Annotated in this window: 11 protein-coding genes, 1 tRNA gene and 2 pseudogenes; 7 read left to right on the top strand and 7 right to left on the bottom strand. The window is 68.3% G+C overall.

Features of this window, described 5'->3' with window-relative positions:
- Nucleotides 1-194: pseudogene (locus tag CQZ88_RS30865) on the bottom strand (long-chain fatty acid--CoA ligase); the annotation flags it as partial.
- A gap of 64 nt (nucleotides 195-258) precedes the next feature.
- A complete protein-coding gene (locus CQZ88_RS11290; protein ID WP_006947690.1) occupies nucleotides 259-1,929 on the bottom strand; it encodes an MFS transporter in 1,671 nt (556 codons plus the stop codon).
- Between the two features lie 505 nt (nucleotides 1,930-2,434).
- Between CQZ88_RS11290 and CQZ88_RS30860 the strand changes: the two genes are divergently transcribed.
- The 4 genes from CQZ88_RS30860 (at nucleotide 2,435) to CQZ88_RS29870 (ending at nucleotide 4,152) form a co-directional block, all read left to right on the top strand.
- Complete coding sequence (locus CQZ88_RS30860) at nucleotides 2,435-2,746, top strand: hypothetical protein (RefSeq protein WP_006947688.1); 312 nt, start codon at nucleotides 2,435-2,437, stop codon at nucleotides 2,744-2,746.
- Nucleotides 2,683-3,042, top strand: coding sequence for a hypothetical protein (locus CQZ88_RS30855; RefSeq protein ID WP_232334195.1), 360 nt, complete (start codon nucleotides 2,683-2,685; stop codon nucleotides 3,040-3,042). Before CQZ88_RS30860 ends, CQZ88_RS30855 begins: the two co-directional genes overlap by 64 nt.
- 61 nt (nucleotides 3,043-3,103) lie before the next feature.
- The gene (locus CQZ88_RS11280) at nucleotides 3,104-3,316 is read left to right on the top strand and encodes a hypothetical protein (protein WP_029544285.1); all 213 of its coding nucleotides are present in this window, start codon (nucleotides 3,104-3,106) and stop codon (nucleotides 3,314-3,316) included.
- Nucleotides 3,317-3,357: 41 nt separating this feature from the next.
- Nucleotides 3,358-4,152: a hypothetical protein gene (locus CQZ88_RS29870; protein WP_006947685.1), complete on the top strand. Its 795-nt coding sequence runs from the start codon at nucleotides 3,358-3,360 to the stop codon at nucleotides 4,150-4,152.
- 522 nt (nucleotides 4,153-4,674) lie between these two features.
- Here the strand turns inward: CQZ88_RS29870 and CQZ88_RS11270 are convergent.
- Nucleotides 4,675-5,484, bottom strand: coding sequence for a hypothetical protein (locus tag CQZ88_RS11270; RefSeq protein WP_006947676.1), 810 nt, complete (start codon nucleotides 5,482-5,484; stop codon nucleotides 4,675-4,677).
- Between the two features lie 309 nt (nucleotides 5,485-5,793).
- Between CQZ88_RS11270 and CQZ88_RS30850 the strand changes: the two genes are divergently transcribed.
- Together CQZ88_RS30850 and CQZ88_RS11265 are read left to right on the top strand one after the other, a co-directional pair.
- On the top strand, nucleotides 5,794-5,919 hold the full coding sequence (locus tag CQZ88_RS30850; protein WP_258008553.1) for a hypothetical protein: 126 nt from the start codon (nucleotides 5,794-5,796) through the stop codon (nucleotides 5,917-5,919).
- Nucleotides 5,920-6,461: 542 nt separating this feature from the next.
- On the top strand, nucleotides 6,462-7,892 hold the full coding sequence (locus CQZ88_RS11265; RefSeq protein WP_006947674.1) for a DUF1254 domain-containing protein: 1,431 nt from the start codon (nucleotides 6,462-6,464) through the stop codon (nucleotides 7,890-7,892).
- Between the two features lie 56 nt (nucleotides 7,893-7,948).
- Here CQZ88_RS11265 and CQZ88_RS11260 read toward each other — a convergent pair.
- The 4 genes and pseudogenes from CQZ88_RS11260 to CQZ88_RS11245 all read right to left on the bottom strand — a co-directional run bounded on the left by CQZ88_RS11260 (nucleotide 7,949) and on the right by CQZ88_RS11245 (nucleotide 10,904).
- Nucleotides 7,949-9,608 (bottom strand): annotated as a pseudogene (locus tag CQZ88_RS11260) (SulP family inorganic anion transporter).
- Nucleotides 9,609-9,861: 253 nt separating this feature from the next.
- A tRNA-Val gene (locus tag CQZ88_RS11255) sits at nucleotides 9,862-9,936 on the bottom strand.
- Between the two features lie 34 nt (nucleotides 9,937-9,970).
- A complete protein-coding gene (locus CQZ88_RS11250) occupies nucleotides 9,971-10,435 on the bottom strand; it encodes a peroxiredoxin (protein ID WP_102799757.1) in 465 nt (154 codons plus the stop codon).
- A 46-nt stretch (nucleotides 10,436-10,481) separates the two neighbouring features.
- Nucleotides 10,482-10,904, bottom strand: a complete 423-nt coding sequence (locus tag CQZ88_RS11245; protein WP_006947669.1) for a DUF3052 domain-containing protein — start codon at nucleotides 10,902-10,904, stop codon at nucleotides 10,482-10,484.
- A 356-nt stretch (nucleotides 10,905-11,260) separates the two neighbouring features.
- Here CQZ88_RS11245 and aceE point away from each other — a divergent pair, with 356 nt between their 5' ends.
- Complete coding sequence (aceE, locus tag CQZ88_RS11240; protein ID WP_006947668.1) at nucleotides 11,261-14,113, top strand: pyruvate dehydrogenase (acetyl-transferring), homodimeric type; 2,853 nt, start codon at nucleotides 11,261-11,263, stop codon at nucleotides 14,111-14,113.
- Nucleotides 14,114-14,143: the final 30 nt, after the last annotated feature.

Raw genomic sequence — 14,143 nt, 5'->3', positions numbered from 1 at the left:
GCGGCGAGCGTGTCGACCCGCTCGCCCACCTGCCTCCAGGTCACGCTCTCCCAGCCGTCACCCTTCGGATACCGGAAGGCCTCGGCCTCGGGAGTCGCCGCAACCCGGTCGACGAACAGCCGGGCCACCGACGGCGCCCGGTTGTCGAGCTTCGAAGAGTCCACCGGTTCGTCCGCCACCCGCAGCGCAGCCATGCGCCGAGTGTAGGACTGTCCCGGTCTCCGACGTGGGCGGTTGCGCAAACGAGGGCGCCCCCGGTCACCGACGCCGGGCAGGTACCCGCGGGAGTCGTAGCGCGACAACGTAGCCGACGGTCGACATGACCGCCATGGCGCCGACGGCGAAGGTCAGGGCCCGGTTCCTGGCGTCGGCGTTGATCCGCACGAGCTCGTCGGCAGCGGGACCCCCGACGCCCCGTGCCGCGAGGTTGGCACCGACCTGGTCGTCGCTCAGCGCGGTGACCTGGACCTGCTGGTCTACCGTCTGCTGGACGAGCTGCTTCTCCGCGGCGTTCAGCACGGCGCTGTCGTCCACCCCCGACTGGAACGAGGAGACCAGCGCCGTCGTCAGGAACGCACCGGCCAGTGCCACTCCGAGTGAGCTCCCGAGGTAGTTGATGCTCCGCGACAGGCCCGTCACGTCGCTCACCTCCTCCGCCGGCGGCGTCGACTGGATCAGGTCGGTCAGCGTCATCGTCATGCCCTGGCCGACACCGAGGAGGAAGAGCCCCGGCGCGAGCGCCAGGCCCGTCGCGGTCTGCCCCGTCTCGCGCGGGTCGAACATGGCGGCGACCGCGACGCAGCCCGCGATCATGAACAGGAACGACCACAGCTGGGCGGTCCGATGAGTCATTCGGCGGCCGGCGACGAGCCGGGCCGCCGCCGAGGCGGCGACGATCAGCCCCAGCGTCACGGGCAGCATGGCAAGGCCGCTCCACAGCGCGTCGAAACCCAGCGTCGTCTGCAGGAAGACCGGCACCAGGAACAGGACACCCGCGGTCACCAGCGCCTGCATCGCCAGGGTCTCCGAGCCGGCCCGCGTCGTCCGATTTCGCAGCACCGCGATCCGCACCAGCGGATCTCGACCGTTCGTGACGAGGTGGCGCTCCCACGCGGCGAACGCGACCAGGACCACCAGCCCGGCGCCGCCCAGTACGAGCACGGGCGACACCCCGCCCCGTTCGAGCACCGTGTACCCGAGCACCTCGAAGTCCTGCCGGGCCCGGACCAGGCCGTACCTGCCGGCCAGCAGCGTCCCGACGACGAGGAGCCCGAATCCGGTCGCGGACAGCACCGCTCCCAGGACGTCGAACCGGCGATCCTCCGCCGGAACGCTGCGTCGCCCCGGTTCGGCGACCCGGCGCATGAGGAGCAGCACGACAACCGTCACCACGGTTCCCATGAGGAACGACACCCGCCAGCTCAGGAAACTGGTGATCACGCCACCGACGATGGGGCCTGCCGCCGCGGCGACCCCGCCGACCGTCCCGATCGTCGACAACGCCCTCGTCCGCGTGGCGCCGGTCAGGGCGTCGGTGAGCAGGGCAAGCATGGCCGGGATCATGAGTGCCACGCCGATCCCCTGGAGCAGGGACCAGCCGACCAACATGAAGACGATACTCGGGCCGACGGCAGTGATGAGCGTGCCGAGCCCGAAGATCTGCGCGCCCAGGACGAAGGTTCGTCGGTAGCCGAGACGGCCTCCGAGCTTGCTGCTCGTGATCAGGAACGCGGCGATGACGAGGGAGTACAGCGAGATCGCCGACTGTACGGCGGTCAGAGTGGTCTGCAGATCCGCGACTATGGCCGACATGGCCACGTTCATGGCGGTCGAGTTGTAGACCATCAGGAAGTTCTGGACCGCAAGGGGGAGGAACAGGGCTCCGGCGACGCCCGGTCCCGGTGTGCCGGTCCTTCCGCCGCCGTTCACGTCGGCATGGGCGACGACCCTGATGCCGCCGCGCCCGCGCGGACACCGACTGCTGCCGCGGCCGCGGCGGACACAACGGAAAGGGCGATGCCCGGAAAAGCGGGTGCCACCCCGGCGGACGACGTTGCGGTACCACGAAGTCGCACGACGAGCCTCGATTCTGCCCGTGGCCGGTGGCATCACGACCGGCCCGTGAGTTCGACGGTACGACCTCCGGACGGCCCGACGGCGAGAATCGGCGACGTGCCTGGTTCCGCCGTTCGACCACGATCTCGCGACTCCGTTCAGTCTGGGCCACAACAGGTCCGAAGGGTCGAGCCGGGAGTGGTCGGTCAGGCGGTGTGCTGATCGGAGACACCCGGCCGGCGCTGCCGGCTCCCCGAGCGGCCATCGGCGGTACGTATCCGCGAAGGTGGAGGATAGAAGTCCCACAGACGCGTCACATCTCATCGATGCCCACTCCCGTCTGCGAAAGCGCAGACCTGTCTCAGGCAGATGGAACGTGATGGACGAGGTAAGCGGTGCGATCCGATTCCCGGCCGCGTTCACCGCGATCGAGAACCATTTCACATGGAAGCTCCAGACCGACGACGGCCGGACCGGCTTCGTCCGGATGGCCGAGGACTACGCGCGGCGACACCACACCCGGCTCGATCTGCCGGCGTTGCGCGCGTTCGCCGATCTGCGTAACGCCCGCAACGCCCACTCGCGTCTTTCGGACTCGACGATCCGCTCCGCTCGGTCCTCGAGGAGATCCGCCGGCACCACTACTCGCAGTTTCCCATCTGCGACGACCGCACCTACCGCGGTCTGCTGACCACCAACTGCATCGCACGCTGGCTCGCACACCGCCTGGCCACCGACGAGATCGTCGAAGGCGAGACCGTGGGCGCGGCACCGGAGTTCGTCGAGCCCCACGATCGAGCCATCCATCTGTCCCCCAAGACGACCGTGCCGCAGGCCCTCAAGAAACTCTCCCCACCCGCCGACGGCGGACTCCCGCCGACCGCCTTGATCATCACGCACAGCGGCAAGCCCCACGAGAGCCCACTGTCCCTCGTCGTCGCGGACGACCTGCCGGTCCTGGTCGCCGCGATGAGCGCGGGAACATAACTGGGCACATTGCCGATACTCCTGTCGACGGCGGCAACTCGATTCCGACCGGGAGGTCCCCGTGAGACCCGGCGAAGTGCGGCTCGGCCAAGGAGTCTGGTGGGCCGAGGAATATTGGCGGGTGATGGGCGTCTACGACGACGGCAGACTGCTGCGCCTGGCGAGACCGACGCACTTCGAGGACGGCAGCTTCTCGTTCACCGAAAACGTGGTCAACGACGTACCCGTCGAGTTCGTCTCGCCCCCCGACTCGCGTGGACCCGGCTGGACATAGCAGGCGACGACAGCGCCACTCCGGGTCACGAAGAGGGAATCGTGAGAATCACTCTGCCCAACGGCATCGTCATCGAGGACGACGACCCATCCGCTGCCGCGGCCGCTGCCCTCGCGGGCCTCGCACCCGTCGTTGACGATGCCGGCCCCGCCCCGAATGACGTCCCGGACGAAGAATCCGCCGGTTGCTCGGAGGACGCGGCACTCGAAGCCCTGCACATCGTGCGTGCTCGACCGAAGCCGGTGACCGCCACGTACCTCGCCAGGAGATCGGGCATCACCCCGGAGGACGCCCTGGAACGACTCGCGATGCTTGTCGTGATGGGCCGGGTCGAGCAACTGTCCGACGGCATCTACCGCCCGATCGACAACGTCAACGACGTCGACGAGAGCGAGCCTCGGGACACCGCGGCGATGAATGCCGGCACCCCGGCCGAGGAGTCCGAGACGGTGCCCTCCGCGGAACCCGACCCCTTCGATACGATCATGACTTTCAGGCGTGAGGTGCAAGCCCTGCTACCGACCCGACGTGACCGCGAGACCTACGACCTGTTCGTCTCCCGACGCAAGCGTTTGTCGAGTGCACGTGCCGCTGCGCTGCTCGAGCCGTCCCATCGTCGGGCGATACAGGCTCGGCTCGACGACGACCGCGACCGGCAAACCTTCGAGTTGTTCGTCGAGAACGACGCCTTCCAGTCGGAGGGCACGGTCGCCGGTTCGCCCTTCATCACCCGCCGCGAGGCCGAGGACCGGCTGCAAAGACTGGTCGCGCGCGGAGTCATCGGACGCAAACCAACCGGCTACGGGACCTACCACCGCTACTACACCATCGACTGACTTTCTCCGAGTAGGCGAACAGTGCTGGACTGCACCCTTCGGGCGCTCATAGACGGTCGGAAACAACGCCACCAGCAGCTTCTGCGACATCCTCTGGTTGTCGAGGATCTGCGCCGACCGGTCCGCCGATGAGCCCATAGCTCCCGATCACCGCGGCGAGGAATTCACTGTGCAGGTCCTGGCTCGCCGAGAACGGCTGCATGGTGCCGCCTGCGCCTGCTGCAGGGTCTCGGACTCCTCGAGCCGGTCCCGAATGTAGGTGACGACGTTGCGCACGCTCGAGTCGGGGTGGTCACCGGAGCAGGCACTGCGGGACCGGCGCATACCCGAGGGGGCGACGAACGAGCGGCACTCGTTACCCGCCGGAACGATTCGAGGATCGGGTCGGGCGGTCGGCGCAGCGCCGGACGGCTGCCGGGCCGTGTAGTCCGTACGCTGTGCCGTCCATCCGGCCTCACTGCGGAGCGGCTGAGAGGGCGGGGAAGACCACGCGGTAGACCGACGGAACGGCACCTCCGGGCGTCAGTCGCCGGTCCCTCCGAACTCGGGAGGGGTGTCGCGGTAGGTAAAAGGTTCCAACGTCACCATTGCGCCGGTGCCTTCGTCACCGTCGACGAGTTGGGCCGCCGTGGCTCGAAATTCCACGCCGACGGTCCTCACGTACCCGTCCGCCTCCCACTGCCCGACCCTCCACCGCAAGTAGTCCCGCAGATCGTCCAAGCTCGCGAAGAACGTCACCGACTTGGGTGCGAGAACCACGCCGTCCTGCCGCCACGACTCTTCCAGGCCGTAGTAGCCGCGGGTGTGGCCGGCCCAGACCTCGTCGAGGGACACAATCAATTCACTGGGATCGCGTATCGGAACAGGACGCCATCCGTCCTTCGCGGGCTTGCCCTCGAGCACACGATCGGGTGCGCCACTGAGCGTCACGAGGGCCTGCATCTCGGCATCCGGCAGTTCGCGGAACGCCGCGGGGCCGTTGACTGCATTCGAGCTCTCCAGGGGCGTCCCCGCTTTTCGCTCGTGCACCGGGAACGCCGGCGTCAGCCAGTGGATGGGCTGCAAGTAGATTCTGCGAACGCCGGGCTCCCCAGTCAGCTTGGTGACCGTGCAGAACCCGACCACGGACTTCGAATCGGTCTGATAGGCCGCCACCACGTCCCCGGCCGTCACTTCTTCGGCGAGATGCTTGGACACCTCACCCGACAGCGTCGAGTAGTCCCCGCCCCACTCGACAGGTGCACCTCGACTGAACACGCCCCGTAGCCAGTCACCGTAATACCCGGACGGCCCGCCTTCCGCGGCGTTGCACTTGTAGAGCCAGAACCCCATCTCTACCTCTCCCGGTGACCGCAACAGACCGAAGCTGGGCCTTCCCAGTCCGGGGTAACCTCGCGAACTCCGCCTACCCGTTTCTGTGCCTTTCAAAAGCGGCGGGTCCTCGATTGGGAGAATCGGCCGCCGGTGGCTGGTGCCGCCCGCACAATCGCAACCATGGAGCTGGACGGTAATGACCTCGGAAGGCTGCGCCGAGTCGCGGACCCACTCAGTGTCCGGACGTCAGAAGCAGGTGATTTCACGCCCTGGCTTGCCGAGAACATCGACCTCCCGGCTGAGTAGCTCGAGAGGCCGTTGACGGTCGTGTCCACACAGGTCGCTGTCGGCGAATTCTGCTTCGACGTCCAGGCGGAGGACGACAACGGCCGCACCGTCGTCATCGAGAACCAACTCGAGCGAACCGATCACGGGCACCTGGGCAGAGCCTGATGTACGCAGCCGGCTTCGACGCCGCGGCCATCGTTTGGGTATCGACACGGTCGGTGAAGATCACCGAAGCGCGCTCGACTGGCTCAACGAACGCACTGACAGCTCGGTCGGCTGTTCGACGACGACCTCGAGGCGGTCGCGAGCGCCCTCTCGGAGGCGCGAGCTCGGGCGAATGTGGGCAAAGCCCTTCCGGCGGTGAGGTACCGGACCCTGAACAGGCTGCTGGGCAGCGTGGGTTGCAGCAGCTGCTCGACGGCACCTATGACATCCCCGGCGTCGTGCGTACGCGCTACGGGGATACCCGTCACCATCCCCCAGGTCGGCCTCACCCAGGTGAGTGCGCTCCTTCCACCCAGGGCGGCGGTTCATGAATGCCACAACCAGCGACCTCGAGACCGTGACGGGTGTACCACGCCGTCCCGTGTTCCCTCGTCGATCCGGCACACAGTGAGGGCAGAGACGGCGCATCCTGAGTGGGTGGCGCGAGCCGTCGGGTCGGCGGCGGAGAATCTCGGCAAGGGCTATCGACACAGGAGGACGCGATGACCTCACCTGCGAACAGCACCCCGATTCCGCCCGGCATCGAGATGCCGGACGAGGTCCGCACCCGGTTGGGCACGCTGCGGTCCTTCGACGGAGTCCCGGACGACGAGACGACCCGGACACTGTTCGACAACCTGGACTTCCAGCGGGCGGTGCAGGCGTACCTGCTGGCGCAGCATCCGGTGTCGTGGGCGGCGTGGCGCCGGGGGCTGCTGCGCTGGGGCCCGGCGAACACCACGATGGCGCTCTGGGAGGACCTGTGCCACCCGTGCACCGTCGGACCGGCGATGCACACGACCGTTGTGTACTTCTACATGTGGATCGACCTCCACGACGGACCCCTCGTCCTGGACGCCCCGCCCGACGTGTACGGCCTGATCGACGACTCGTGGGGGCGCTGGGTCGTCGACATCGGCGCCACCGGACCCGACAAGGGCCAGGGTGGCAAGTACCTGTTCCTGCCGCCTGCATACGACGGCGAGGTCCCGGACGGCTACTTCGTGGTGCGGTCCCGTAGCTACGGGATGTGCCTCGTCTCGCGCGGTTTCCGCGACGAGCACGGCGACCCGCATCCGGCCGCCGACATGATCAAGGCGAAGACCCGGGCTTACCCGCTGGCTCAGGCCGACGACCCGCCGCCGATGCGATTCGTGAACGTCTCCTTCGAGCCGTGGGTCACCATCCCGGCCGCCGACTACCAGTACTGGGAGCTGCTCAACGAGGTGGTGCAGTCCGAGCTGCCGGAGTCATCCGACCCGGTCACGCTGGGGATGTTCGCCGCCGTCGGCATCCAGCACGGCAAACCGTTCGACCCCGACGAGCGGATGCGGGCAATCCTGACCGAGGCAGCCGCGGTCGGCGACGCGACCGCCCGCGCGCTCCTCTACCGGGTCCGCCAGCCCGAGGCACGCTACTACCCGGACGGCGCCTGGCGGGTCTTCCTCTTCGCCGGTTACCAGTTCCAGGACAATGGCGCCGCGATGCTCGACACCGCCGCCGCGCTCGGCTTCATAGGGAGCGGATCGAGTCCGGCGTACCTGACGGAGATGGTCGGCGCCGGATCGCAGTATGTCACGGCGTTCGTCGACGCCACCGACGCGCACTTCGACGGCGGCAGGACCTACCGGCTGCACGTCCCGCCGAACGTGCCGGTCAACACCTTCTGGTCGATCGTCGTCTACGACACCCAGACCCGGTCGATGCTGCAGACCGACCAGGAATGGCCCACCGTTGCCAGCGACCGCGACATGATCTCGAACGCGGACGGCTCCGTCGACGTCCACTTCGGTCCCGAACGGCCGGAGGGCAGCCGCAACTGGATCCAGACCCTGCCCGGCAAGAGCTGGTTCGCGATAGTCCGGCTCTACGGTCCGCTGGAACCGTGGTTCGACAAGACATGGAGACTGCCCGACATCGAACCGCTCGCGTAGCGACCGGGAATGGTCCGCCCTGACGGCCGGTGCCTCTCCACCGGCCGTCAGGGAGGTCACGCCGACTTCTGGTCGGTGTCCGGCGGGTGGTCGAGCTTGCGACGGGCCGCGGTGACGGCCGCGTCGACGGTCGAGTGTGCGTCTGTAACGACACTGGCGATGCCGGTCGCGCTGAGCAGGTCGCGCACCTGGCCGATCTCGCCGGCGAAGAGCAGCCGAATGTGGTGGTGCTCGAGGTCGGCATACAGCCGGTCCAGCATCTCGACGGCGGTGATGTCGATTCCCGGCACAGCTGCGGTGTCGAGGACGACGGCCCGCGTGTCGTCATGGACATGGCCGCGTACGGCCGCTGCCACGTTGTCGGCGTTGGCGTAGATCAAGCCGGACTCGGGCCGCAGCACCACGATTCCGGGCTCAGTGAGCGCGTCGGGATGGCGCTGCAGGTCGACCCAGCGGCTCTTGTCCGGTGTGCGGCCCAGCTCGGCGACGTGGGGCCGCGAGGCCCGGAACAGCAGGAGCAGGACCGACACCGCGACACCGAGGAAGAGCCCGGAAGGATGTCGAAGACCAGCACACCCACCATGGCGCTCGCCGCGGCGAGGAAGTCCGCGTACGCCGCGACGCCGTAGATCCGCCGCAGGCTCGGGGTCGCCAGGCGCGCGTACTTGCGCAGCGTCCGGAAGTCGACGAGCTTCGTGACGGCCGCGATCACCACGGCGGCGAGGGTGGCCTCCGGCAGGTTCGCGAACAGACCGGTCAGGAACAGCAGCGTCATCACCGTCAGCGCCGCCACGACGATGCCAGAGATCTGCGACACCGCCCCGGCCGAGACGTTGACCGCGGTCTTCGACAGGGACCCGTTGACGATCATCCCGGAGGACAGTCCCGCGCCGATGTTCGCTGTGCCCACCCCGAGCAGCTCCTGGTTCGGATCGATCTCGTAGTGTTCCTTGGCGGCGTAGTTCTTGGCTGCTCCGACGCCCTCGGCGAACGCCACCAGCAGGATCCCTGCCGCCGACGCGAGCAGCGTGACGTAGTCGGATCCAGGGAGGCCGGGGAGCCCGAGTGGAGGTAGCCCGCCTTCGATCCGCCCGACGATCTCCACTCCCTTGGCGTCGAGGCCGAGGACCGAGACGGCGACGATTCCCAGGACGACCGCGACCAGCGGTGCGGGCAGCCGGGGCGACACCCTGTGCAGGACCAGTACGACCGCAAGGGAGCCGGCGCCGACGGCCAACGTCCAGCCGTTCGTCCCACCCAGCGACGTGACCAGGTGCCAGGCTTTTTCGAAGAAGTCCCCTCTCCCCTCGGGACTCCGAAGAGCTTCGGGAGCTGGCCGACGATGATCGTCAGCGCCAAGCCGACGATGAACCCCTTCAGCACCGGCTCGGAGATGAAGGAAGCCAGAAACCCCAGACGCAACAGCCCCGCGAGAATCCCGAGCGCACCGACCAGCAGCGCCAGACCGGCCGTCAGCGCTGCCGAATCGGCGTCACCGGAAATGCCGGCAACAGCAGCACCCGAAAGCGCCGCGGTGGCCGCCATCGGCCCCACCACCAGGTGCCGGGAGCTGCCGAACAGCGCGTAGAGGAGCAGCGCCGCGGGCGCGGCATACAGGCCGATCACCGGGGACACCCCGGCGATCGTGGCGTACGCGAGGGCCTCGGGCACCAGAACCGCCCACACCGTCAGGCCGGCCAGCAGGTCACGTCCCATCTGGTTGGCTCGATAGCCCTCGAACGACGTGAGCAGCGGCACCTTCACAACACGAGCACAGCAAACCCGGCCCGGCCACGACAGAGCCCAAAGGCCCCGGGTGACGCCGCACGATCCCCGGCACACCGCGGCCCCGGCCTGGCCGTGTCCGCGGGCGTCAACGTGAAGGCCCTGCAGTGGATGTCGGGTGGGCAGAATCCCCCTCGAGCGGTGAAGGACCGGCCGCTGACCAGGTCTTTCACCGCCACTCCCCTGGTGGGCGCGGAGGGTTTCGAACCCCCGACCGCTGGTGTGTAAAACCAGAGCTCTACCACTGAGCTACACGCCCGCAAATCCGACGGCTCGCGCCGCCGGACTGTGCCTCAGGACTTTAGCGCGGCCAGCGCTCGCACCCAAGCGCCCTGGTCACGGGGTTCGCCGGGCTGATTCTCCTCGGCGAACCGGATGATGCCGTCCTTGTCCACGACGAACGTGCCGCGGTTGGCGAAACCGAACTTGTCGTTGAACACGCCGTAGGCCTGGGCGACGGCGCCGTGGGGCCAGAAATCGGACAGCAGCGGGAAGGTGTAGCCCTGCTCGGCGGCCCAGATCTTGTGCGTGGGCGAGGCCCCCACCGAGACGGCGATGATCGCGGGGTCGTCGTTCTCGTACGTCGGCAGGTCGTCCCGCACGGCGCACAGCTCGCCCTGGCAGACCCCGGTGAACGCCAGCGGGTAGAACACGAGCAGCACGTTCTTGTGCCCGCGGAAGCTCGACAGGGTCACTTCCTGGTTGTTCTGATCCTTGAGTGTGAAATCGGGCGCCTCGGCACCCACCTCGATCGCCATCGCGTCGGTCGTCCTTACTTCGGTGGAGGTGAACTGAGCGGTGCGCTCAGCGCTTGGTGCGGGCGGCCTTCGGCTGCACCAGCCGGCTGCCCACCCAGTCGCCGAGGTTGGCGGTCGAGGTCTGGGTCAGGCCGGCGGTCGTGGCCGATTCGGCGATCTCGCTGGGCTCGACGTGATCCGCGCGGCCAGTCTTCGGGGTCAGCACCCAGACGACGCCCTCGTCTGCGAGCGGGCCGATCGCATCCATGAGCGCATCGACGAGGTCCCCGTCGCTGTCGCGCCACCAGAGGAGCACCACGTCGACGACCTCGTCGGAGTCCTCGTCGAGCAGGTCCGATCCGATGGTGTCCTCGACGGCGGCCCGCAGGTCGTCGTCCGTGTCCTCATCCCAACCGAGTTCCTGAACCACCTGGTCGTGGGTGATACCGAGCTTCTGAACGTAGTTCTGGGCGTCCGCCGCGGCGACCACGGTGGTGTCCTCCTTCGGTTGGGCCGCGGGCCTGCCGCGTACCGGATGTCACGAGCGATTTTTCAAAGCGAACATCCTCGGGGGGCTCAACGCAAGCCGAATCGCAAGGAAAGTCACAACATTCTTCCGGGGACGTTACCGCGAGGAGCTCCGCACCGCCGATTCTGCCGCGCGGAGTCGAACGGTCCGGATACCCGCCTCGCGGCCGCTTCACACCCGGGGGGATGCCTCCCACCGCGCGATGGGGGAAGATGAGCAGTGCATCTCGTTCAGATGTCGATGAGTCGGCTCCCACAAGAGCCGGCCTACGGAGCGGGCGCCACACCTGCGCGCCCCACCACGATGAGGAGCAGACGTTGACAGACCTGATCCACGAGCCCGATTCCTCGACGAGCGCCGCCACACAAGGCGCCTCGGAAGCGGGATCCTCGCCGAACACCACCGGGGCCTCCGACGGCCGCGTGCGGGTCATCCGCGAGGGCGTGGCCTCCTACCTGCCGGACATAGACCCGGCCGAGACCACGGAGTGGCTCGAGTCCTTCGACGGGCTGCTCGAGTCCGCCGGTCCTGCGCGTGCCCGGTACCTGATGCTGCGCCTGCTCGAGCGTGCCGGCGAGCGCCACGTCTCGATCCCGGCACTGACCTCGACCGACTACGTGAACACCATCCCGACCGAGAACGAGCCGTGGTTCCCCGGCGACGAGGAGGTCGAGCGTCGCTACCGTGCCTTCATCCGGTGGAACGCCGCGATCATGGTGCACCGCGCGCAGCGCCCCGGCATCGGCGTCGGCGGCCACATCTCCACCTACGCCTCCTCCGCGGCGCTGTACGAGGTGGGCTTCAACCACTTCTTCCGCGGCAAGGACCACCCCGGCGGCGGCGACCAGATCTTCATCCAGGGTCACGCCTCTCCCGGCGTCTATGCCCGCGCCTACCTCGAGGGCCGCATCCCGGCCGAGCAGCTCGACGGGTTCCGCCAGGAGGCCAGCCACGCCGACCAGGGCGGCGGCCTGCCGTCCTACCCGCATCCGCGGTTGCTGCCCGACTTCTGGGAGTTCCCGACGGTGTCGATGGGCCTCGGCCCGATGAACGCGATCTACCAGGCGCGGTTCAACCACTACCTGAACGACCGCGGCCTGAAGGACACCTCCGACCAGCACGTGTGGGCGTTCCTCGGCGACGGCGAGATGGACGAGCCGGAGTCGCGGGGTCTCGCGCACGTCGCGGCGACCGAGGGTCTGGACAACCTCACGTTCGTGGTCAACTGCAACCTGCAGCGCCTCGACGGTCCGGTCCGCGGCAACGGCAAGATCATCCAGGAACTGGAATCGTTCTTCCGCGGCGCCGGCTGGAACGTCATCAAGGTGGTGTGGGGTCGTGAGTGGGACGCCCTGCTGCACGCCGACAAGGACGGTGCGCTGGTCAACCTGATGAACGCGACGCCGGACGGCGACTACCAGACCTACAAGGCCAACGACGGCGCCTTCGTCCGCGAGCACTTCTTCGGCCGCGACCCGCGCACCAAGGAACTGGTCAAGAACCTCAGCGACCAGGAGATCTGGAACCTCAAGCGCGGCGGCCACGACTACCGCAAGATCTACGCGGCGTACGCGGCGGCGATGGCGCACAAGGGCCAGCCGACGGTGATCCTCGCGCACACGATCAAGGGGTACACCCTCGGCAAGCACTTCGAGGGCCGCAACGCCACGCACCAGATGAAGAAGCTCACGCTCGAGGACCTCAAGTACTTCCGCGACCTGCAGCGCATCCCGATCTCGGACGCCGAGCTCGAGGCGAACCCGAAGATGCCGCCGTACTACCACCCGGGCAACAACTCCCCGGAGATCCAGTACATGCTCGAGCGGCGGCGCGCGCTCGGCGGGTTCCTGCCCGAGCGCCGCACCGCCAAGGCCCCGCTGACGCTGCCCGACGACAAGGCCTACGAGGTGATCCGCAAGGGCTCCGGCAAGCAGCAGGTGGCCACCACCATGGCGCTGGTGCGCATCATGAAGGAGCTGCTGCGCGACAAGGAGATCGGTCCGCGCATCGTGCCGATCATCCCGGACGAGGCCCGCACCTTCGGTATGGACTCGTGGTTCCCGTCGCTGAAGATCTACAACCGCAACGGCCAGCTGTACACGTCGGTCGACGCGGAACTGATGCTCGCCTACAAGGAGAGCGTCGTCGGGCAGATCCTGCACGAGGGCATCAACGAGGCCGGTTCCACCGCGTCGTTCACCGCCGTCGGCACCTCGTACGCCACGCACGGGTTGCCGATGATCCCGCTGTACATCTTCTACTCGATGTTCGGCTTCCAGCGCACCGGCGACGGGCTGTGGGCGGCGGCCGACCAGATGGCCCGCGGTTTCGTGCTCGGCGCGACGGCCGGCCGCACCACCCTCACCGGTGAGGGCCTGCAGCACGCCGACGGGCACTCGTTGCTGCTGGCGTCCACCAACCCGGCGGTGGTGTCGTACGATCCTGCGTTCTCCTACGAGCTCGCGCACATCGTCAAGGACGGTCTGCGCCGCATGTACGGCGGCACGGAGGGTGTCGACGGGTTCGGCGGCGAGAACATCTTCTACTACATCACCCTCTACAACGAGCCGTACGTGCAGCCGGCCGAGCCGGAGAACCTCGACGTCGAGGGCCTGCTCAAGGGCATCTACCTGTACCGGCGCGGCGAGGGCTCCGGGCCGAAGGCGCAGATCCTCGCCTCCGGTGTGCTCATGCCCGAGGCGCTGCGGGCGCAGGAGATGCTCGCCGACGAATGGGGCGTGGCCGCGGACGTGTGGTCGGTGACCTCGTGGGGCGAGCTGCGCCGTGACGGCGTCGAGTGCGAGCGGCAGGCGCTGCTCGACCCGGGTGCCGACGCTCCGACGCCGTACGTGGCCAAGGTCCTCGCCGACGCCGCCGGTCCGTTCGTGGCGGTCTCGGACTGGATGCGCGCGGTACCGGACCAGATCCGGCAGTGGGTGCCGGGCGACTACACGACGCTCGGCGCCGACGGGTTCGGGTTCTCCGACACCCGCCCGGCCGCGCGCCGGTTCTTCAACATCGACGCGGAGTCGACGGTGGTCGCGGTGCTCGCCGCCCTCGGCCGGGACGGCGCGATCGATCGCTCGCAGGCGGTCGAGGCGGCCCGGCGGTACCGCATCGACGACGTGGCGGCGGCTCCGGAGCAGACCTCGGATCCCGGCGTGGCCTGATCCGACCCGCTCCGCCGCGGGCGACGGGCG

The sequence above is a fragment of the Rhodococcus sp. ENV425 genome, assembly GCF_002887785.1.
In the GTDB taxonomy this organism is placed as follows: domain Bacteria; phylum Actinomycetota; class Actinomycetes; order Mycobacteriales; family Mycobacteriaceae; genus Rhodococcus; species Rhodococcus aetherivorans.
This window is presented reverse-complemented; position numbering and strand designations above follow the sequence as displayed.